The sequence below is a fragment of the Candidatus Methanomethylophilus sp. 1R26 genome, from assembly GCF_001481295.1.
Lineage (GTDB): Archaea > Thermoplasmatota > Thermoplasmata > Methanomassiliicoccales > Methanomethylophilaceae > Methanomethylophilus.
The window spans coordinates 41,559-62,441 of the sequence record NZ_LOPS01000006.1 but is presented as its reverse complement, the minus strand read 5'-3'; the positions used below and the strand labels follow the sequence as shown (position 1 = coordinate 62,441).

The 20,883-nt window shown below is 62.2% G+C and carries 19 protein-coding genes and 5 pseudogenes; 9 read left to right on the top strand and 15 right to left on the bottom strand.

What is annotated here, in order from left to right; all coding sequences use genetic code 11:
- On the top strand, positions 1-242 hold a 242-nt coding region (locus tag AUQ37_RS10240; RefSeq protein WP_058747115.1), incomplete at its 5' end, for a hypothetical protein.
- Positions 243-456: 214 nt separating this feature from the next.
- Here AUQ37_RS10240 and AUQ37_RS01490 read toward each other — a convergent pair.
- Complete coding sequence (locus AUQ37_RS01490) at positions 457-1,596, bottom strand: alpha/beta fold hydrolase (RefSeq protein WP_058747114.1); 1,140 nt, start codon at positions 1,594-1,596, stop codon at positions 457-459.
- A 55-nt stretch (positions 1,597-1,651) separates the two neighbouring features.
- Here AUQ37_RS01490 and AUQ37_RS12800 point away from each other — a divergent pair, with 55 nt between their 5' ends.
- The 5 genes from AUQ37_RS12800 to AUQ37_RS01470 are packed head-to-tail and all read left to right on the top strand — an operon-like array spanning position 1,652 to position 5,078.
- A complete protein-coding gene (locus AUQ37_RS12800) occupies positions 1,652-1,999 on the top strand; it encodes an AAA family ATPase (protein WP_201013626.1) in 348 nt (115 codons plus the stop codon).
- A gap of 8 nt (positions 2,000-2,007) precedes the next feature.
- Positions 2,008-2,601, top strand: coding sequence for a hypothetical protein (locus AUQ37_RS12795; protein WP_201013625.1), 594 nt, complete (start codon positions 2,008-2,010; stop codon positions 2,599-2,601).
- Positions 2,508-3,365, top strand: a complete 858-nt coding sequence (locus AUQ37_RS01480; RefSeq protein WP_235584789.1) for a nitrogenase component 1 — start codon at positions 2,508-2,510, stop codon at positions 3,363-3,365. The genes AUQ37_RS12795 and AUQ37_RS01480 overlap by 94 nt, the downstream gene beginning before the upstream one ends.
- 28 nt (positions 3,366-3,393) lie before the next feature.
- The gene (locus AUQ37_RS01475) at positions 3,394-3,798 is read left to right on the top strand and encodes a hypothetical protein (protein ID WP_058747112.1); all 405 of its coding nucleotides are present in this window, start codon (positions 3,394-3,396) and stop codon (positions 3,796-3,798) included.
- Entirely contained in the window at positions 3,795-5,078 is a 1,284-nt protein-coding gene (locus AUQ37_RS01470; protein ID WP_058747111.1) for a nitrogenase component 1, read from the top strand. Before AUQ37_RS01475 ends, AUQ37_RS01470 begins: the two co-directional genes overlap by 4 nt.
- Positions 5,079-5,150: 72 nt before the next feature.
- Here AUQ37_RS01470 and AUQ37_RS13360 read toward each other — a convergent pair.
- The 7 genes and pseudogenes from AUQ37_RS13360 to AUQ37_RS01440 all read right to left on the bottom strand — a co-directional run.
- Positions 5,151-5,249: pseudogene (locus AUQ37_RS13360) on the bottom strand (hypothetical protein); the annotation flags it as partial.
- 65 nt (positions 5,250-5,314) lie between these two features.
- Positions 5,315-5,593: pseudogene (locus AUQ37_RS13355) on the bottom strand (DNA-3-methyladenine glycosylase); the annotation flags it as partial.
- Positions 5,586-6,779: an MFS transporter gene (locus tag AUQ37_RS01460; RefSeq protein ID WP_235584788.1), complete on the bottom strand. Its 1,194-nt coding sequence runs from the start codon at positions 6,777-6,779 to the stop codon at positions 5,586-5,588. The gene AUQ37_RS01460 and the pseudogene AUQ37_RS13355, both read right to left, overlap by 8 nt.
- Positions 6,780-6,854: 75 nt before the next feature.
- Positions 6,855-8,042 carry an ATP-binding protein gene (locus AUQ37_RS01455; RefSeq protein WP_058747108.1) on the bottom strand — a complete coding sequence of 396 codons (1,188 nt, stop codon included), beginning with the start codon at positions 8,040-8,042 and terminating at the stop codon, positions 6,855-6,857.
- A 334-nt stretch (positions 8,043-8,376) separates the two neighbouring features.
- Positions 8,377-9,621, bottom strand: coding sequence for an SLC13 family permease (locus AUQ37_RS01450; RefSeq protein ID WP_058747107.1), 1,245 nt, complete (start codon positions 9,619-9,621; stop codon positions 8,377-8,379).
- A 128-nt stretch (positions 9,622-9,749) separates the two neighbouring features.
- Positions 9,750-10,517, bottom strand: a complete 768-nt coding sequence (locus AUQ37_RS01445; RefSeq protein WP_058747106.1) for an EFR1 family ferrodoxin — start codon at positions 10,515-10,517, stop codon at positions 9,750-9,752.
- 138 nt (positions 10,518-10,655) lie between these two features.
- Positions 10,656-11,218, bottom strand: a pseudogene (locus AUQ37_RS01440) (sugar O-acetyltransferase).
- 13 nt (positions 11,219-11,231) lie between these two features.
- On the opposite strand from AUQ37_RS01440, the gene AUQ37_RS01435 reads away from it, so the two are divergent.
- Positions 11,232-12,092, top strand: a complete 861-nt coding sequence (locus AUQ37_RS01435; protein ID WP_058747105.1) for a hypothetical protein — start codon at positions 11,232-11,234, stop codon at positions 12,090-12,092.
- A 72-nt stretch (positions 12,093-12,164) separates the two neighbouring features.
- Here AUQ37_RS01435 and AUQ37_RS01430 read toward each other — a convergent pair whose 3' ends face one another.
- The 7 genes and pseudogenes from AUQ37_RS01430 to AUQ37_RS01405 all read right to left on the bottom strand — a co-directional run bounded on the left by AUQ37_RS01430 (position 12,165) and on the right by AUQ37_RS01405 (position 18,850).
- Entirely contained in the window at positions 12,165-13,004 is an 840-nt protein-coding gene (locus tag AUQ37_RS01430; protein WP_058747104.1) for a hypothetical protein, read from the bottom strand.
- A gap of 71 nt (positions 13,005-13,075) precedes the next feature.
- Complete coding sequence (locus tag AUQ37_RS01425) at positions 13,076-13,270, bottom strand: hypothetical protein (protein WP_058747103.1); 195 nt, start codon at positions 13,268-13,270, stop codon at positions 13,076-13,078.
- 9 nt (positions 13,271-13,279) lie between these two features.
- Positions 13,280-13,867 carry a hypothetical protein gene (locus tag AUQ37_RS01420; protein WP_058747102.1) on the bottom strand — a complete coding sequence of 196 codons (588 nt, stop codon included), beginning with the start codon at positions 13,865-13,867 and terminating at the stop codon, positions 13,280-13,282.
- Between the two features lie 25 nt (positions 13,868-13,892).
- Positions 13,893-14,966, bottom strand: coding sequence for a phosphate uptake regulator PhoU (locus AUQ37_RS01415; protein ID WP_058747101.1), 1,074 nt, complete (start codon positions 14,964-14,966; stop codon positions 13,893-13,895).
- A 9-nt stretch (positions 14,967-14,975) separates the two neighbouring features.
- Positions 14,976-15,731: a phosphate ABC transporter ATP-binding protein PstB gene (gene pstB, locus AUQ37_RS13350; RefSeq protein WP_082662335.1), complete on the bottom strand. Its 756-nt coding sequence runs from the start codon at positions 15,729-15,731 to the stop codon at positions 14,976-14,978.
- A 249-nt stretch (positions 15,732-15,980) separates the two neighbouring features.
- Positions 15,981-17,921: pseudogene (gene pstC, locus AUQ37_RS09325) on the bottom strand (phosphate ABC transporter permease subunit PstC); the annotation flags it as partial.
- Between the two features lie 14 nt (positions 17,922-17,935).
- Positions 17,936-18,850 carry a substrate-binding domain-containing protein gene (locus AUQ37_RS01405; protein ID WP_058747100.1) on the bottom strand — a complete coding sequence of 305 codons (915 nt, stop codon included), beginning with the start codon at positions 18,848-18,850 and terminating at the stop codon, positions 17,936-17,938.
- Between the two features lie 448 nt (positions 18,851-19,298).
- Here AUQ37_RS01405 and AUQ37_RS01400 point away from each other — a divergent pair, with 448 nt between their 5' ends.
- Together AUQ37_RS01400 and AUQ37_RS13345 are read left to right on the top strand one after the other, a co-directional pair.
- Positions 19,299-20,270 carry a recombinase family protein gene (locus AUQ37_RS01400; protein WP_235584787.1) on the top strand — a complete coding sequence of 324 codons (972 nt, stop codon included), beginning with the start codon at positions 19,299-19,301 and terminating at the stop codon, positions 20,268-20,270.
- A pseudogene (locus tag AUQ37_RS13345) lies at positions 20,156-20,848 on the top strand (recombinase family protein); the annotation flags it as partial. The gene AUQ37_RS01400 and the pseudogene AUQ37_RS13345, both read left to right, overlap by 115 nt.
- Positions 20,849-20,883: the final 35 nt, after the last annotated feature.

Below are 20,883 nucleotides of genomic sequence, written 5' to 3'. Positions count from 1 at the left end.
GGTGCGGGTCCCGCATCATCGGTACCCTGGCGGAGATGTATCCGGGGCGCATCATGGCCCTGAGCGCGGAGACTCCCCCCGGACCGTTCCGACACGGAGGACATCCGCTCGAGGAGGATCAGGTCTATGAGCGCAACGGTTTCGTCGACGACCGCAGGCCCGTCCCGTGGCGCGGCATACCCTTCGATATGATGTATCGCGGAGGGCTCATTCCAGATGACAGAATGAAAAAAATTCTTTGACGAAACCGAGAAGGCGCGGAAGGCCGCCCGCGGCGGCCTCGGCGGCGCTTCCTCCAGAAACGGTTCCAACTGACGGCGGCCAGCCCCAGGCAGAACACCGAGAACACCGCCCAGAGGCAGAAGTACTCCGGGGTATCCGGGAGGACCGACACCTTCAGCAGGCAGATGCCGATCTCGGACAGCAGCCCGACCCAGAGGTCCTCCCTGCGGATCATCAAAGCCCGTACTCCCTCAGGAACGCCCTGATGGATTCCGAATAGGCGTCCCACTGCTCCAGGGACGTCACATGCCCGGCGCAGGGCACCACGGCCATCCTGGCCCCTTTCACAGTCTTCCTGTATTTCTCCAAGGTGGATACGCGCACCTCATCGCTGTCGCCGCAGATGAACAGCGTCGGCACATCGATCTTCGCAAGGGCAGGTTCGGTATCGAAGTCCCTGAGCGTCCCCTCGCAGACGAGGTCGCTGGGGCCGAGGAGCTTCATCGCGACGGGCGGTGCAGGCTCGGAGGCGGCCGCCTGCGCGTATTCGGCGAACGCCTTCCTGGAGAAGAGGTATTTCGCGTCGTAAACGGCCATCCCTGCCCGGAATTCGTCCCCGTAATTTTTAACGGATATCAATTTCCTCATTTTCTTTTCGAGCCGGGGGTCGAACTCATGCATGTTCGCCCATTGGTCGGCCTCCCACGTGCGGGCATTGAGGAACGGCGACGGGAGGACCAGGGCGGCGACCCTGCCGGTGCCGTACCCGGCGATGTACGACATTATCAGCCCCGCGCCCCACGATGCCCCGATGAGTATGACCTTGGGGGCCCCGATCGATCTTATGAACTCGTCGAGCTCCGCCGCATAATCGGCCGCCGTCCAGCTATCTATGTCCGGGATGGGGTCCGAACGGCCGCATCCGAGCTGGTCATAGGCGTATACCGGGTGGTCGAGCTTCATCCTTCTCGCATTGGCGGGATTGCTCTCGCCTCCCGGGCCCCCGTGGACGAATATCGCAGGCTCGGTGCCGAGATGGGTGTTGTAGCGGTAGAACGCGATCCGCCCGTGAGAGGTCTCCAGGAACTCCGCGTCATCCGCATACGACGAGACCACCAGCTCCGAGATGCTGTCGAGCCATGCCTCGACCATGGGGACGGCCTCCTCGGCGGACGCCGCGCGGAACCTCTGCTTGGTCTCGGCCGCCGCCCAGCGGTCCGGATCGGAGGTGAGCTTGGCCTTCACGATGCCGTCCTCCTCCTTCATCCTGAGCCTGAAACCGTTCGCCTCGGCCGAGAAACGCCCCTTCGCGGAGAGCCTGCCGCGGAATATGCCGAGCTCGCTGCGTACGGTGAATCCTTCCTTGGACTGCATGCTGAACGGGAACGCCTGCAAAGATATAACCGCGCGCAGGAGATTGTTGGATTATATGTCCCGCAGGATCGCCGTATACGGAAAGGGCGGGATCGGCAAATCGACTGTCTCATCGAACCTCACCGCCGCCCTTTCGGAGGCAGGCATCAGGGTGCTGCAGATCGGATGCGACCCCAAGCACGATTCCACCCGTTCCCTCCTCGGAGGGAACATACAGGAGACCGTCCTCGATTATGTGAAGAGCGGCGGCCTGAAGTCAGGGAAATTGAGCGATGTCGTCGCGGAGGGGTACCGCGGATGCCTCTGCGTCGAGGCCGGGGGCCCGGAGCCCGGCGTCGGATGCGCCGGGAGGGGGATAATCTCCGCATTCGACCTCCTGGAATCCATGGGGGCGGACAGCTGAACGCCGATGTGACGCTGTACGATGTCCTCGGGGACGTCGTCTGCGGCGGTTTCGCCGTTCCCATGAGGACGAAGTACGCCGACACGATATTCATCGTGACCTCCGGGGAGTTCATGTCCATCTACGCGGCCAACAACATCCTGAAGGGCGCGGCCAACTACGGCGGCGACAGGATCGGCGGGCTGATCTTCAACAGCCGCGGGGACCCGGCGGAGGACGGGCGCGTCGATGCGTTCTCGGCGGCCGTCGGCATACCAGTCATCGCGAGGATCGGCCGGTCGGACATCTTCATGGAGGCTGAGAAACTGGGGCAGACCGTGGTCCAGGCATTCCCGGAGTCGCGCACTGCGGAGGACTTCAGGAAACTGGCCGACCGGGTCATGCATGCCGAGCGCGTCCGGCAAGGTTCCTGGAAGACGGCGAGCTGGAGAAGCTCATCCTCGGCAGGGTGCCCGTCAAAGCGGCCCCTGCGGCGCAGATTGGGGGAGACATCGGGAAGGATGCGCCGGTGCGCGCTCCTTTCTCATCCCGGCCTGCGGTCTACGGCGGGATGCTCTGCGGATGCGCGTTCTCCGGCGCGGCCTCCGTCTGCACATCGATAGAAGGATTGTCGACCGTGCTCCACGCGCCGGCATCCTGCGCCCACTTCACGGTGCAGCTCGATTCCTCATGCGTCCGCAGGTCCGGCAGGTGCAGGTTCGCTTCAGTCCGCAGCTTCGAGGACCCCGACGCCGTCTGCACGCTGATGGACGAGCGGACGATGATCTTCGGAGGCTCGGAGGCCCTGAAAAAGGCCATCGAGGGCAAGATCGCGGCCGGCAGTAAGTGCATAGCGGTGATCACCGCCTGCCCGCCGGGGATCATCGGAGACCCGGTGTCCCAGATATGCTCAGAGGAGGAGGCCGCCCATCCCGGGACGTCTGTCATCCCCCTGATCGAGGACGGCAACGCCGCCGGGGACTTCATGCAGGGCGTCGTGGACGCCGGCATCGGGCTGGTGAAGCGCCTCGCCGCCAAAGGCGGGAAGATGCCGATGACGGTGGACCTCGTAGGCTCCAAGACCATGTCGAGCTCGGCCATGTCCGAGATCCTGCAGGTGAAGGAGTGCCTGTCGCGCCTGGGCATCTCCGTGAACTGCATCCTGCCGGGGATGTCCTCCGTAGATGAGCTGAGGAACGCCGGAAGGGCCTCCGCCTGCCTCATGCTCAACCCCGACGGCTTCAGCCGGGCCCTGTGCGCTTTCATGGAGACGGAGTACGTGGTGCCGGCCCTGAAGGCCCATGTCACGGGCGGCATCGCGGAAGCGGCCTCATGGATCGGCGAGACAGGGAGGTTCTTCGGCAGGGAGAAGGAGGCGGACGCCTGATCGCCGATATGAAGAAGCGCTTCGCAGCATGCTCGCCGGTCCGAGGGAGGTCCTCAAGGGGAAGACGCTGGCCGTCGTCTCCCTGAGCCGCGGCGTCTCATGGATAACCGAGACGGCCGAGGCGGTCGGGATGAGGATCGTCTTCGGATGCATCATAACGCGCGGGGACTACCGCGACGGGTCCGAGGAGGATATACCCGCCGGATTCTCTGAATACCCGGCATTGCGCACCGCCGAAGCCGTCAGCGAGATATCCCGCCTGGCACCTGACATCGTGGCCGCCCCGTCGGCCATGGACCTGGACCCGTCGGTGTACCAGGCGAGGACCCCGTGCGCCCCCGCCGCCGACCCGTTCGCGGGGAGATGGCTCGCCGAGGATTGGGCGAGGGGCATGCTCGCCCCCCGCCGCGAAGGATGGAGGGACGACGCATGACTCTGGAACATGAGAGGCCGGAGAGCCTCCTGGGCATGCTTATGGGGTTCGAGGGCGTGAGGGACGCCTGCACGATCGTCCACGGGCCCACCGGGTGCAAATACTATCCCTCCGCGTTCTCGGAGGCGGCGTTCCCGGACCGCGGGCCCGGCTGGGAATCTAGGAACGTCTTCAGGTGGGAGGGTGCCTACTTCTTCAGTCAGCCCCGCATCCCGTGCACCTATCTGGATTTCGATATGTTCGTCTCGGGTGCATCGGGCAGGCTGAAGGACCTGTATGCCCGCGCTGAGAAGATGGGGCCGTCCCTGATCTGCGTGGTGAACTCGCCGGGCGCATCGCTCATCGGCGAGGACCTCGGCAGCGTCGGCGGGAAGATACCCACGGTGAGGGCGGAGAAGGCCCGGTACTCCGGGACCTTCGCCGACGGCTTCCAGGACGCTGTCAGGGCGATCGTGCGCGAGGCGGCGCCCGCGAAGCAGGAGGAGAGGCACGGAGTGAACCTCATGGGGATCACCATCGGCCATCTGCATTGGGAAGACGACATAGCGGAACTGTCCTCCCTCCTAAAGGCGTGCGGGATAGAGGTCAGGTGCACCGTCGGGGCCGGATGGTCCATGGAGGACGTCAGGGGCTCTGCCGGTGCGGAACTGAACGTCCTCATCTTCCCCGAATACGGCAGGAGGATAGCGGAGCTCTATGAGAAGGAGTACGGGATACCGTTCTTCGAGTCTCCGGAGGGCGCTCCTATAGGGTTCCCGGCGGCCGAAGCATGGGTCAGGGGCGTATGCTCCGCGCTCGGTAAGGACCCGTCGCCGGCATTGGCGGTCATCGCCGGTGCCAGGAAGGCCGCAGCTAGGGCGCTGCTGAAGATGGAGTCGGCTCACATACTGCCGAAAGGCAGGACGTTCTCCGTTTACGCGGACGGCTCCATGCTGTATGCCGTCTCGATGTTCCTCTACGATTACCTCGGGATGGTCCCGGTGGCGCTGAGGTCCCCCGGCGGGAAGGAATGGAAGGAGAGAGCGGAGGAGCGCTTCAGGGCGCTCGGCATACCGGTGTCGGACGATCCGGAGCATACCCAGAGCGACATCATCCTCGCCAGCGAGGGGCTCTGCGTCTCCGCTGTGAACAGGGGAACGGCACTGTCCCAGGCGGTCATCGAGGCGCCCGGAGGGGATTTCATCCGCACCCGTCCGGAGCCCATCGTCGGACCTGCCGGGACCCTCAGGCTGCTGGACATCTTGCTCAACGGGATCGCCGATAACCAGCATTTCAGATGAGGTTCGGACCAGCCTGAAGTTGAGCGGTGCGAGGCGGTCCGCTTCCGATGCATGCGGGATCCCCACCCTGGGGCCCGCCTCTATCCTCCCTTCGGGAGGGTCCCCGTATTCCAGCCACAGCCCGTTCTCCGGCACCAGGTCCTTCCCGTAGAGGCCCTTTTCGATGCACATCGCCTTCGACATGCGGCCGGGGCCGGAGAACCCGTCGACTCCGCGGATGAGCACGCACTGCGGATCGCCTTCGCGCCGCAGGTGAGGTTGAGGAGCCAGAACATGTAGCAGCGGTACACGTACGCCTTCCCGCCGCGGTGATAGAGCACTTCGGTGCGGGGCGTTCTGCCGTGATGGGCATGGGCGGCCGTATCGGATTCCCCGCAGTACGCCTCGGTCTCCGTCACCCTGAGCTTCAGGACGCTGCCGTCCGGCATCCTCCTGCAGAGGAGCATGCCCAGGATGCGGGGGGCCAGCTCCGCCGCTCCCGGCAGGTAGAATTCCGGCCCTGCAAGTTCAGGCATCCGCACCTTCCCCCCGCCTGCGGGCCATGCTGACCGGTATCCCGTGGAGTCCCAGATATATCAGGAGTCCCAGGAGGCCGACGGCCGCCATCAGGACGTAGTTATCTCCGTAGCCGAGGATGCCGATGGAGAATCCGTTGACCACCGGCCCGACAGCATACGAAAGGTCAACGAAGACATTGTACGTGGAAACCGCCACCCCGTACCTCTCGCAGGGCGCCTTCCTGATTATCACGGCCTGCGCCACCGAGGAGAGCATGGCGATCATTATCCCTATGAGGAACGCGGAGACCAGGAGCTCGGCGCCGGAGGACACCGTGCCCAGCATGACCATCGCGACGACGTACAGTGCCAGGAAGGGAATCAGAGCGGAGTTCTCGCCGTGCCTGTCGTATATGCGCCCGAGGAAGAGCCTGCAGATGATCGTGCCGATGGACAGGACGAGGAAGAACACCGTGGAGTAATCGGTGAGCCCTGTCTCGCGGGAATAGGGCGCGATGAACGTGAGCACCCCGGAATACGAGAAGAACATCACGAAGGCCACGAGGGACATCACCAGCGAGGAGCGCTCTATGTAATCCGATATCCGGGGGCCTCCCGTCCTCCTGACATTCTGAGCGCCGGCCCTCCGGGACTCCGTCAGGGCGGCGGAGAGCACGGCGGCCGCGGCGCTTGCGGCGGCGGACACGGCGAAGATCTCGTCATATGAGCCGCTGTTCTGCAGGTACATGCAGATCAGGGAGCCGATGGCGGAGGCGAAGCTGTAGCTGAGCATGAAATAGCCGAGCCCCTCGCCTCTCCTGGTGACAGGAAGGCTCTCGGCCACCATCGTGTTGATGGCCGAGGCCGCAGCGCCGTAGGTCATGCCGTGGACGAACCTCACGATGCACATGGCGGCGACGGAATCCGATACGAAGTAGAGAAGGGTGATGCCGGTCCCGACGGACATGCAGATGAGGGACATCCTCCTCGGGCCGAAGCTGCGGATCCTGTTCCCCACCGCGAGGCGCGCTATCAGGTCGCCGGCGATGAAGATGCTCGCGACCAGGCCCGATACAGTGCTGCCGACGCCTAGCACGTCCGATGAGTACCCTGCCATCGCGGTGTACAGCATGAAGAACACGGTCGTGAAGCAGAAGCTCACGAGCGTGCAGAGGACGAAATTGCGTGTGAACAGCGGTTCCATACAGGTCTTTTCCCGGCTTCCCATGAACGGCCATCAGTGATGGCATACATATACCACGCGATAACTGACATTGCGTCACTGAAGAAGGAACGAGATGATATTCTTGTACTCTATGCCGTTGTAGAAGCCGTTCATCCCGCGGTCGGAGGTCAGGAGGACCTTCTTCCCGGGCGCCGCTACGAACGCCTTGTAATCCTTGCCCTTGGCGCGGTCATCGGCGACCGAGAAGACGGTCTTGACGATCATCTTCTCCTTGTCCTTCACGCAGTAGAGGCCGACATCGCTGCCGCGGTAGTACCCGGCGTACACCTCGTAGCCCCTGCGGATGAGCTCGATGAAGACGAGGTTCTCGATGATGTTCTCCCTCTGCGTCCCGATCGGCCCGCGCGGAGTGAACCCGCGGCTGTTGCGCATGTTGACCACGAAGTACTTCGCCTTCACTCCCAGCTTGCGCATGTCGCTGAGTTCGATGGCATCTGCGCGCATGATCATCCCGTAGTCTATCATGTACTTGATGTACTTCACGACGGTCCTCTGGTCGGTGACGTTGGAGTTCTGCCTCAGGGCCGACAGCGTGGTGATCGTGCTGACATTGTTGAAGATGTAGATGGCCAGCCTTGATATGGCCGCTGTATCGATCTTCGTCTGCATCCCGATATCCCAGTTGAGGATCAGGTTGAAGACCCCCTCGAACAGGATGAACGAATCCTTGGGATTGGCATCGATATCGATGAAAGGGGTCCCGCCCAGCATGATGTACTGCTCGAAACGCTCCCCGTAGCCGTGCTCGTCCGATATAGGATAGGCATCGAGGAACTCCTTGAAGGAGAACGGGAGAATGTTGAGGATCTCGGTCTTGCCGAGCGATGCGACCGTCTCCGCCCCCTGGTCGGTGGCGGCATAAGGGAGGACGGCGTAGATGCTGAGGCCGCGGTCGCGCAGGCGGCACAGGGCGGCGCCCACGTCGGGGATCATCTGGATATCGTCTATGAGCAGGAACCCTCCCGATTGAGGGGCGGACGCCTTCACATAGGATTCCAGCTGGACGGCGTTGCTTATCTCGGCCTGGCGGTCCTCGAGCGGAACGAAGATTATGTCCCCCTCGGGAATCCCCATGGAGACCAGGCGTTCCCTGAACTGGCACAATAGATATGACTTTCCGCTGTACCTGCTTCCCGTGATGATCTTGATGGTGTCGCGCTGCTCCATCATTTCGCGGAGCTTCTGCAGGTACGCTCTGCGGATGATTTCTACATGTGCCATACAGCGTCTGGAACAACCGTTGGGTATATAATATGTTTCAATTACATGTAGTAGAATGCACTTATTTTATGTTCCTAGTACCAAATCATACAGCATAAGGATGCTGGCTCTAATGTGTTCCGGTTCATTGCATACGCTGTCCGCGGTCTGCGGGGGCCGGGCGGCCCTGCAGGATGCGGTCAGAGGCCGGCTAAGAAGGACGCGGCCACGACGAAGACGACCAGCACCATGATGCCCACCATGAAGAGCGCCATGAGCTTCTTCTGAGTGTCTTTCCTCATAAGACCCCTTAGTGTGGCACAGTAGATAAAAGATGCTTCTGTAACACTTGTGCTCAGATTATCAGGTCGAACGCGTAAAGCATCGCCACTGATATGGCCACGGTGACGGCGGTGACGGGGATCCCGATCCTGAGGTACTGCACGAAGTCTATCCTGACCCCGTGTATCTCGGCACGGTCCTGGACGATGGTGTTAGAGGCGGCGCCGATCATCGTGAGGTTGCCGGCGAGCGAAGCGGATATGGCGAGCGTCGCCCACAGGATGGTGTTCCCGGAGAACATCTCGCCCTCGAGCATGACCGAGGGGACGTTGCTGACGAGATTGGAGAGAACAACGGTGAAGGCGGACAGCGACCCGATGCTGGGGTCGTCCATGCCGAAGGCATCGGCTATCCCGCTGATGATGCCGCAGCTGTCGACGCCGGCGATGAGGAAGAACAGCCCGATGAAATACAGGAGGATGTACCAGTCGACCCCTTTGATGACCTTCTCCACCTCGGCCTTCCCGCGCGGGACGGTGACGAGGAGGGCGGCCGCCCCGGCGGCGATGGCTACGGTCCCGATCCCCACGCCTATCGTGTCGGAGAGGGCGAACAGGACCGCCGCCGCGGCCAGGATGACAAGCAGGACCTTCATGCGCGGGCGGTCGACGTTTCCGGCGCTGAAATCATGCCCGGCGAGGGAGAGGTCGTCGCTGGACAGGTCCTTCGCGGTCAGGCGCGTGACGATGAGGATGGCCGCGATCAGGCAGGCGGCCGAGATGGGGATGCCGATGACGGCGTACTTGATGAAATCGAGGCCGGCTATCGAAGCGACGACCACGTTGTGGGGCGCCCCGACGGTGGTGGCCATGCATCCGATGTTGGCCGCGACGAAGATGCCGATCATGTAGGGCACGGGGTTGGCCTTGAGCCTCTGGCAGCAGCGGAGCACGATCGGGGCGAAGATCAGGCAGACGGCGTCGTTGAGCAGGACCGCTGAGAGGCAGGCGGTGATCAGCATCACGGCCGCCTGGAACTTCCTCCTGTCGGGGAGCTTCTCGAGCAGATAGTCAGTGACGATGTCGAAGAAGCCCGATGCCCCGAGGGCGGATGCGAGCATCATCATGCCCACGAGGAGGTAGAGGACACTCCAATGTATGTACTCGAGAGCGTCCGTGAAGGCGACGACCCCCAGGAGGATCATGAGGCATCCTCCCGCCAGGGCGGCCATCCACGATTTTATCTTGGGACTGCGGAGCGCTATCAGTGCATAGGTGACGATGAAGATTATCAGCCCGACGGCGTATTCCGTATCCATTTCAACCTGTGTAGAATTGTCCCCTATTATACGATTGCGTCGGTGACCCAGGCCTCCCGAACAGGTCCCGCACGCTGTCTTGATAGCCCGAAGGAACCGCGGCCCGGAGACCGCGGCAGGGCCGCCGTTCACTCGTTGGCGGCCACGATGTCCGCTGCGGTGACATCCTTGTTGATGTACCTGTCGGGCCTCTTGACCTTCTTGGAGACGATGGCCTGATGGGGGCAGTGGTTGATGCAGCCGTAGCATCCCTCGCAGCGAGGCTGCCATACAGGCTTTCCGTCGACTATCTCGATGGCATGCCCGGGGCAGGCCTTGGCGCAGATCCCGCACCCTACGCAGGCATCGGTGACGGTGAACGATTCGTTGAGGTGCGAGTTGACGATCTTGGCCCACATCCCGCGCATGGCGCTGGTGTAGGCCGTGTTCTCCGGGTACCCGGACCAGCGGAGCTTCATGCGGTGGTCCACGCAGTTCCTGAGGTACCATGCGCTGTCATCCTGCCACCTGAGGCATTCCTTCGAAGTCTCCTTCGGGATCTTCGCGAGCGGGAGATAGCTGTTGGGCATCTCGATGCATCCCTCGAAATCGAATTTCCAGCCCTGCGCCTCCGTCACCGGGTCGAGGTACCAGAGGGGGTTCCCGGGGACCATCCCGTAAGTGAAGACGATCCAGCGGTAGCCGGCCTCGAGCTCGGTCCTCTTGAGGAAATCCTGCACCATCTTGGGCGCGGACCCCGCGTAGACGGGCGAGACGATGCCGATGACATCATCCTTGTAATGGGTGGCCCCCGACCTGAGAGAGTGGGGGATGGAGATGAGCTCGTCCCCCTTCCTCTGCATCTTCCTCGCGATGGCGAGACTGTTGCCGGTTCCCGTGAAATAGAAAATCTTCATGGACAGACAATCCTCCTGAATTTCTATACACGGAATGGTCTTTCAAATAATAAATACAATATTATTACAAATCAATAAAATATCATTATGAATCATTTATTTTGACGGCAAATGACGTCCGGGGCCGCAGGGCCCCGGTCAGGCCGTATCGTCAGGTATGCTGCGGATGACCTTGGCCGGGTCCCCGACGGCGAGGGAGTTGTCGGGGATGTCCTTGGTGACCACGGAGCCTGCCCCGATGACGACGTTGTTCCCTATGGTGACGCCCGGGACGATGGTGACGTTCCCTCCGATCCAGACATCGTTCCCTATGGCGACCGGCTTCATGATGCCACGGTGCAGGCGACGCCCTCGGGGCTGATGGGGTGGTTGACGGTGGCTATCAGCGTCCCGGGGCCGATCATCACATTATTGCCGAAATGCACGGGTCCGACGTCCAGGATGGTGACGTTGTAGTTGGCGAGGAAATCGTCGCCTGCATGGATGTTGAATCCGCTGTCGCAGTGGAACTCCGGGAACACCGATGGGTTCTTCCCCACGGAGCCGAAGAGGTCGCGGATGGCGGCCTCCCACTCGGCGGTGCCGGGGTCCGCCCTGTTCAGCCTGGCACATTTGCACACGGCGTTCTTCTTTATCTCGAACACGGCAGGGTCGGAGAAATCGTATTCCAGCCCTGCGTTCATCTTCTCCACCTCGGTCATCTGCTTCTCTGATATGATACCCAGCCTCCTCTCGGATGCCTCTCTGCGCTTCCGCGGCGGCCTTGACAGAATCGAACTTCTTACCGTACCTCTCCCTCTGCTCCGCGGAGATACCGCAGGCAAGGTACGAGGCGACGAACGCCTTGACGGCGCCGTCCATGGCATCCGCGGCCTCCTTCTTGCCCTCGGACGGCGCGGAGATCAGCACCGACAGGGAATCGGTGAGGGGGCGGGCCCCGCCCTCGGGCGGCCGGAAACCCTCCCGGCATTCATCGAAGATGTAAATGTCCCTGTCCGGCATCCCGGAGACCTCCCTGTCGAACACATACCACAGGTCGGTGACCAGGGATATGGAGTATCCGATGACGTCGCGTATCTCCGGGTCCCCCTCGGGGAACTTCCGGTCGAACCCTTCCAGGCATTGCTTCAGGTCATAGGAGCGCCCCTTGAGGAGGAATGTGATGGGGCGCAGGCCGAGCCTGCGGGAGGCCACGGTCATGGCGGCGATCCATGCCGAATAGAGGGATGCTCCCGCCCAGACCATAGGGTCGCTGATACCTTTGAGCCTCGACAGCGCATCGTTCACGGCCTCGAACGACAGGAAATGATGCTCCCTGTCGACCTTGGTCCAGAACAGAGCGTCGATATCGGTGAGCGGTTCCAGGTCCTCGGGGTCGAAGTCGCGGCCGGAGAGCAGCAGGTCGGCCTCCGCGGACTTGGCCCTGCCGTAAAGGGAGACCGCCTCATCGACGCGCGCTTCGGCGCAGAACCCCGACAGATGTGCCAGCGAATCGGCGAGACGCCCTTCTTCGATGCATGCGAGGAAATCCTCTGCCATCTTCCTCCTGTCAGCCATGTTATCGCCGGACGGTAAGGCGGACGGGTTATTGAAGATGACCTCTGTCCGGGCCTTCGGCGGGCGGCAGGCAGGGTGACGGAGCAGGGATCAATCCTCGCAGCGTTCCATCCAGGCGTCGTACTGCTTCTTGAGGTGCTTGCGCCTCTTGGGGGACAGCGTCTCGAGGGGTGCGTAGCATTCGGCAGCGAACTTCGCGAGCCTGCTGTCCATCTTGCCGGCGATCCTCGCCCTCGCCTCGTCCGAATCGGCTTCCAGGAGGGCGAACAGGGAGTTCTCCGCGCGGTAGATCCTGCGGGCCCTGCCCTCGATCTCGTCCTGCTCCAGGCGGTCCGCCATGAACCTCTCGCGGCGCGTGTGGGACTTCCACTGGGCCTCGATGTACTCCGCGGCGATCTTCAGGTAGGACGCCCCGGTGACCAGGATGTCGTACATGTCGTCCATGCCCTCCTCGTCGTACTCCGATGCGAACCTCTCCCTGAACCTGGCGGCGAACTCGAAGATCATGTCTGAGCGGTTCCTGCACGCTTCGGCGCATCCCTGGACGCTCAGGAGCCCCAGGCCCATCTGGCTGTCGGTGACGCACACGGCATAGTAGAACACATTGTACCAGACCTCGGTGTCGTCGCAGGTCTTCAGCCCCTCGAAGGCATCGTTGACGGCCTCCATGGACAGGAAGTGCCTGCTGTCCGAGAAGTACCCGGAGAACACCGAGTCGGCGACGCATATCCAGGTGGCGGCCTCCCTGTCGAGGGCGCGGTGGGCCAGCAGGGCGGAGGCCAGGGCGCCGCGGAACTCCCTGTACGCCTCCTCGGCCTCCTCGAGGTCTGACACTTCGGTCAGCTCTATGATCCTCTCCACTGCTTTCTCGAAATCCCCCTCCGAAACAGCGGAGGCTGCTTTGGCCGCGAGCTTCTGAACGTTCGCCATGGTTTTCCCCTTTCGAACTGTGATTCCCTTGCCAGTATGTTAATATGTTCCGGAACACGAACGGCTGCGGCTCAGGAACCGCCGTCGCCGGATATTATGCGCGAGATCTCGGCCTTCCTCCCGGGCGCCATCTCCCTCGACGGGCGGAAGAACTCATCGGAGAACCGCGCAATGTCCCCGGCGGCCCTGTCCCGCCCCGCCTCTGAATAGGCATCCTCCTCCGCGTCGTAGACGCATCCGCGAACGCGTTGCGGTCGCCTTCCCATACGTCCGCTTCATAGACCTGCTCGGGCGACAGCCCCCCCGAGGCCTTTCAGTATGGCCGAGGACAGCTGTTCCATGAGCCAGGCGGCGGAATCCGCGACGTGCATCTCCCCTGCCGTCCAGAAACCGGCCCCCCGCAGCCTGATGATGTTCCTCACCGCTTCGGCGCGGGCCCCCATCCTCAGGGCGTTCGACTCGGCGGTGCAGTCGCCGGCGATCAGCTGCTCGGCGCAGATCCTCTCCGCATAGGCGATGAGCGCCGCCGAGAGGGCGGGATCGTCCGAGCGCCTGGCCCTTCCCAGGATGATATCGCAGACATCGTCCGAGGGGGCGAATCCGTCGGCCTCGGGGCCGAGGGCGTTCTCGAAAGAATAGTCCATGCCGACGAGCCCGCGGACCTGGCCGTCGTCGAATGCCCGGGAAGGACGCGACAGCGCCCCGGCCGCGGCGGAAACCAAATCGCGGTAGATGTCCTCCGCGTCCCCGGGCCGAGAATCCAGATAATCGTCCAAGGGCCCGCAGGCGTCCGGGAACAGGCCTTCCGAGATCATGCCGATGATTTCCGCCCATGGCCCGCGGCCCGTTCTGCTCCCGCTCATGGCCGGGCCATGTTCGAAGGGCGATTTAGATTGAGCGGCCCGCTTTACGATCGGCGCCGGCCTGCTCCATCGCCGTATCGAGCGAAAGCTCGGCGATGTCGGCGCAGTACTCCGCCAGGCGGCGGGAGCTCCCGGCGATCATGTCGACGTGGGTATTGTCGATGCCGGCCTGCACGAAGGCCGCCGATATCTCCTTGGCCTCCGCGCCCGCTTCCCTGATGCATTTCTCGGCGGCGGCCGGGTCGCATTTCTCCCAGGCGTCGATGCAGGAATCCAGGAGGGCGATGAGACCCTCGCTCCGCTCGGCCACCGCCGACAGGACCTTCCTGTCGTCCTCTCCGGAGAGCATCGAAAGATGCGAGGACATGAGGACGGCGTGGTCCCCCATCCTCTCTATGGTCTTGCTGAGGGTGACGCAGCCGGTGACCAGCCGGAGGTCCATGCCCAGGGAGGCGCTGATGTTGGCGTCCCTCAGGAGCATCCGGGACTGGCGCTGAATGAGCCAGTGGATGCGGTCGACCTCGGTGTCGCGGTCCGCCATCCCGTCCAGGCGGCGGATGTCCATGTCGAAGGCCGTCTGGAAGAAGTCGGAGAGCATCCTCTTGACGAGCAGGTACTCGCGGCGGATGTTCTTCTGGGGCACGATCTCCCCGATGTCCATGAGGTCGCGCATGGATATGCGGCACTCGTCCTCCTCCACGATCTCCATGCCGATCGAGGTCTGGGTGAACTTCGATATCGATTCGAGCATCGTCCCCCTCAGGGGGTTGGCCGAGCGCACGGAGATGTTGCGGAAGCCGGCGATGTAGGCACCTATCAGCTGGCGGTAGAGAGCCAGCTGGTCCGGGACGCTGTCCGCGTCGATCTCGATGGCGCTCGAATCCTCCTTCTCGAGGACGTTCCCGAGCGAGAGCATGAGGCCGCCCCCGCTCTGGGGGATGATGGCGACGGGATCGTTCTTCTTCAGGCCGACGGACTCCGCCCAGGTCTTGGGGAGGGTGATCATGAAGGACGACCCTCCGGTCACCTGCACCCTCCTTATGTCGACGTTCTTGTCGAAAGGATACTGATTGAGCATCTTCTCCACGCCGGTAGACATCTCGCGCCTTCATCCGAAGATGCCGGCGATGTAGCGCTCGGTCACCTCATTGGCAGGGTTCTCGAATATCTGCTTGGTCTCCCCGAACTCCATCATATGTCCCAGCTGCATGAAGCCGGTGTGGTCGCTGACCCTCCTGGCCTGTTGCATGTTATGGGTGACGATGACGACGGTGTAATCCTTCTTGATCTCCTTCACGAGCTCCTCGATCTTGGCCGTGGCTATGGGGTCGAGGGCCGAGGTGGGCTCGTCCATGAGGACCACGTCCGGGTCGACGGCGAGGGCGCGGGCGATGCACAGCCTCTGCTGCTGGCCTCCGGAGAGCCCGAGGGCCGACCTCTTGAGGCGGTCGGATACCTCGTTCCACAGGGCCGCCTGGCGGAGGGTGCGCTCGACGATCTCGTCCAGGTCGCCCTTCTTCCTGATGCCGTGGATCTTGGGGCCGTAAGTGATGTTGTCCCAGATGCTCATCGGATAGGGGTTGGGCCTCTGGAAGATCATGCCGATCTTGGTGCGGATGTCGTTGACGTCCACGTCCGGGTCGTAGATGTTCTTGTCGTGGTAGGAGATTGATCCCTCTATCCGGCATCCGTCTATGAGGTCGTTCATGCGGTTCATGCTGCGGAGCAGCGTGGATTTGCCGCATCCGGATGCCCCGATGAGCGCGGTGATCCCATGCTCCTCGACAGGCATATTGACGCCGAACACGGCCTGCTTGCTGCCGTAGTAGACGTCAAGGTTCTCGATGTCCATTATCGTCTTCATATGTTCACCTTCCCTCGCTGATCTGCATTGGGGGCGGCCTGGGATATCGCTCCCGCAGGCTGCCCGGCACCGGCCTCGGCCGCGGAGGGCCCGGCCGTCCTCAGGACGGGCGCGGTGTCCTCTGTTCTCTCGATCTCCGCAGGCGCTGCCGCGGCGCGGTCCTTCTTCTTGCCGAAGCCCTTCCTGCCGGACCTCCCGCCTTCGGACGGGGGGGTTCATCTTGTGCTCGCCGTACACCCTGACCCAGGATGCGATGAGGAACATAGACAGGACTACGGCCATGAGCACGAAGGCAGTGGCGTAGGTCATCGATGGGTCCGCGCGGCCCTCGGTCGCGAGGAAGTACAGGTGATAGGGCAGCGCCATCACGGGATTGGTGAGCGAGTAATCGGACACGGAGGACTGCACGACGACCGCCGTGAACATGATGGGCGCGGTCTCTCCCGAGGCACGGGCGAGGCCGAGGATGGACCCGGTGACGATCCCGCAGATGGCCGCGGGCAGCACGACCTTGAAGGTCGTCTGCGCCTTGGTGGCGCCGAGCGCCCTGGAGGCCTCGCGGAGGTCGGCGGGGACCGCCAAGACCGCTTCCTGGGTGGTCCTGATGACCACGGGCAGGGTCATGATGCCGAGTGTCAGGCATCCGGCGACGAGGTTGTACCCGGTCGCTCCGATGACGGGCCCGAGGGTCGTGACGAAAACGACCATGCCGAACAGGCCGAAGACGACGGACGGGGTCCCGTTGAGGACGTCGACCGCGGTGGTGATCGCGGATGTGATCTTCCCGCGCCCGGCGTACTCCGCCAGGTAGACCCCGGCGAGGACTCCGACGGGGATGGCCACGAGGGCGGTCCCGGCGAGCAGCTCGAGGGTACCGATGATCGCGGGGTATATCCCTCCGCTCCTTCCTGCCCTGACCGGGTCTTCGGTGATGAAGTCGAGGCTCAGCGCGGGCAGGGCCTGGACGGCGATATAGACGATTATCACTACCAGGAGCAGGGCGAGGCCGTAGGTGACGACCGAGAGGCTCCCCAGCGAGAGCTTCTGCTTCATGTTCCTGTTGATGACGCGGTAAGAGTAGTTGTTGTAAAGGTAGATGACCGCGGCGGCGCAGGCCGCGGCGGCGATGGAGATCCCGTTGCTTGCGAACAGGGAGACGGCGCAGTACACGACGGCGGCGGCCACGACGAGGATGAAGAACTCCTTCGCGCGGTCCTTCTTGGCCTCGTCGAGGCTCTCCATGAAGGACCCGAAGCGACCGGGGACGTAATCCCCGGAGAACTTGCGCCTGGAGTAGCTGAGTATGCCTTTGACTGCGATGTTGATGACCAGCACGATCACCATGAGTATGAGCGCGAGGAAGAACAGCGCCGAATACCAGGTGCTGCCGACGACGACCTCCGGCATCTCGATGGCCAGAGTGGCGGTGAGCGTCCTGATCCCGGAGAAGACGTCCCAGGCGGGGTCGGGGAAGACCGCAGTGTTCCCGGTGACCATCATGACGGCCATGGTCTCTCCGATGGCCCTGCCGACGCCCAGGATGACGGCCGCGGATATGCCTGAGGAGGCCGCAGGTATGATGACATGCCTGATGGTCTCCCATTTGGTGGCCCCGACCGCCTGCGATGCCTCGCGGTAAGAGTTGGGGACGGCCCTGAGGGCGTCGTCCGAAACGGAAGTGACTGTAGGAAGCGCCATTATCCCCAGGACTATGGACCCGGCGAGCCAGGTGAGGCCCGAGGTGGTCTGGTCGGGGAACATGCTGTGGATGAAAGGAACGAGGATCAGCATTCCGAGCATACCGTACACGACGGAGGGGATGCCGGACATGACCTCGATGATGGGTTTGAGGAACCTCCTCTCGTTGCTGGAAGCGACCTCGGAGAGGTAGACGGCCGCGCCGATGCCCAGGGGGCAGGCTATGGCCATCGCGCCGGCGGTGACGAGGAGGGACCCGACGATGAGGGTGGCCGAGCCGTAGCTGTCGGCATACGGCCTCCACACATCGCCGGTAAGGAAATCGAGCACGCCGATGTCCCCGAAGGCGTCGGCACCTTCCCTGGCGATGAAGACTATGATCGCGATGACCGTCACGACGGCGATCAGGGCGACCACTGTCAGTATCGTCCGGCAGACGTTGTCCGAATCGATGATGCGCTTCCTCTGAAGCACATCAGCGTACTCAGTCATTGTTTAGCCTCTGATCACTCGAGGGCCTTCAGCGCGATGCCGAGGCTGACGTATCCGATAGAGTAGTCGGTGTTCTCGATGTGGCTCAGGAGAGCGTTGTTGCTCGAGAACTCGTTCATGCTCGAGGAAACCGAGGAGCTGCTGAATCCGCTGACCTTGCCGGCGAGGATCTCTTCGAAGGCGCCGCGGGTTCCGGAAGAGGACTCGCGTCCGCACAGGTCGATGTCCTTGTCGTCTCCGCCGAGCTGGCTCCAGTTGGTGATGGTCCCGTTGTAGATGGACGCGACCTGGGCAAGGGTGAGGGAGGAGACTCCGCTGACAGAGGAGTTGATGATGATGGCGATACCGTCCTTCCCGATGGAGGTGGCGGTGAGCTTTTCGGCCTCGGAGGACTTCAGGTCCCTGGAGAGCATGGCGATGTCGGCGTTGCCGGACATGGCGGCCGCGGCCCCGGTACCGGATCCGTTGGCGGTGATGTTGATGTTGACGTTGCTGTGGAGCGCCTCGTAGGCGGTCTCGACCTCCATCATGATGGGGTTGACGGTGGTCGATCCCTGGATGGTGATGGTGTAACTCTTGCTGTCATCGATGCTGCTGGTGTAAGCGGAAGCGTCGGAGTTGATGGCGATGTAGTCGTTCTCGACGACGATCGCCTGTCCCTCGGCACTGAGAACATAGTTGATGAGGTCCTGGACGGCAACAGAGGTGTCACCGCTCTGGCTGGTGGGCACTGCGAGGATGAGGTTCCTCTGGAGGACGTATGTGCCGTTGACAACATTGTCTTCGGTGGCCTCGACATCCTCGATGTCCGCAAGATAGAAGGGATCATCTTTGCTATCGTCTTTGGTAACAGCGTAGACGGCCACTGCCGCGACCACGATGATCGCGATAGCAGCTACGGCTACGATTTTCATTGTCTTTTCGTCCAAGGTTTTTGCACCTCGGATTCGATGATTAAACGATTTGAATATATATTATTTCGATGTATTATATATTATAATATATAGATATATAATTATATGTAATTAATAGATATTATCATAAAAATACATATCGCTACGAATACAGAAACTTTGCCGAATTTCTCATGTGGAATTCGTAACTTTGCTCTGCAATCCGTAACAAGCCTATAACGTCCGAATCCGTTATAAAATTTCCTCCAGACAGCAGTCCGGGCCCGATACTGGCTTCCGCAGGCGCGGAACAGGCCCGCCGCCCGATCGCGGATACGGAGCGCATAGGCGGGATCCGTCCCTCTATAGATAACAAAAGATGCCCATGGAATCCTCTATAGAGCCTGCCCCTCCGTACGGAGGCCGATGCGGGCAATCTGAAACCGTTTAATACTGGGGGGAGCGTTATGAAGAACGGGATAGGATGCAGTCGGAACAGCTCCGCGTAGCGCTGTACGTGAGAGTCTCGACAGAGGACCAGGCGAGAGAAGGATACTCCCTCGATGCGCAGACGAAGCGCCTGACGGCCATGTGCAAGGTCCGCGGGTGGACGATAGCCGATGTCTACCGCGACGAGGGATGCTCCGGGCGCAATACGGACCGTCCGGAGTACCGCCGCATGTTCTCGGAGATCGACAGATGGGATGCTCTCTTGGTCCTGAAGATGGACAGGATCCACAGGAACAGCGTCAACTTCGCGCGCATGATGGAGGTCCTGAACAAGAACGGGAAAGGCTTCATCTCGCTGAACGAGAAGTTCGATTCCACGACGGCCATGGGGCGCTTCGTCATGGACATCGTCCAGAGGATGGCCCAGCTGGAATCGGAGCAGATCGGGGAGAGGGTGAAGATCGGCATGGCCAAGAAGGCCAAGTCCACCGGGGAGCCCATGGGCTCCCCCGACCCCTACGGATACGAGTACTGCAGCGGGAAGCTGGTCGTGATCGAGTCCGAGGCGGAGGTCGTGCGCCGGATCTTCGATATGTACGGGAGCGGGATGAGCATGGAGGCCATCGCCTGCGAGCTCTCCGCGGAGCACATACCCACCAAGAAGGGAGGGGCATGGTGCAGGCAGACCGTCCGTTGCATACTCCGCAACCCCCTGTATGCCGGCTATCTGCGCTGGGACGGGATGGTCCGCCCGGGGACCCAGGCGGCCATAGTCTCGGAAGAGGCCTTCGAATCCGCCAACGGCCGCGGGACGCTATGCCGCCGAAGACCGCGGTATACTGCCGCGTATCGACCGAGGAACAGGCCCTCGAAGGCTATTCCATCGATGCTCAGAAGGAGATCCTGGAGAACTACTGCGTCGCGCAGGATTACGAGATCTGGGCAGTTTATGTGGACGACGGTTTCTCGGGGAGGAGCACCAACCGTCCAGCATACCGCAGGATGATGGAGGAGATCGACCGCTGGGACATCATGCTCGTCCTGAAGATGGACAGGATTCACAGGAACTCCCGGAACTTCATGAACATGATGGACACCCTCGGCAGGAAGCACAAGGAGTTCGTCTCCGCCACCGAGTCCCTGGACACCACCAACGCCATGGGGAGGTTCGTGATGGCGATGATCCAGAACATCGCCCAGCTGGAATCGGAGCAGATCGGGGAGAGGACATACATGGGCATGAGGCAGAAGGCCGAGACCATGTCCAACACCAGGGAGGCGTCCAGGACCATGGGCATGAACCCTCCGTACGGCTATGTGCTGGAGGACGGGCTCCTCAGGAGCGTCCCCGAGGAGCTGGCGCACGTCAGGGAGGTCTTCGCCTATTGCTCGGGAGGCATGTCCCAGGCGGCCGCAGCCGAAGCCCTCAACCGCGACGGGGTGCGCACGCGCAGGGGCAGCAGATGGACGGCGTACAGCATCGGGTCGATGGTCCACAATCCGATCTACGCCGGCTACATGAGATGGAACGGGGTGCTCTACAGGCATTACGCCGGAACAGCAGTCAGTCCCGCCGATTTCAACGAGCTCCAGAGGCTGGCGGCGTCGAGGGAGAGGGA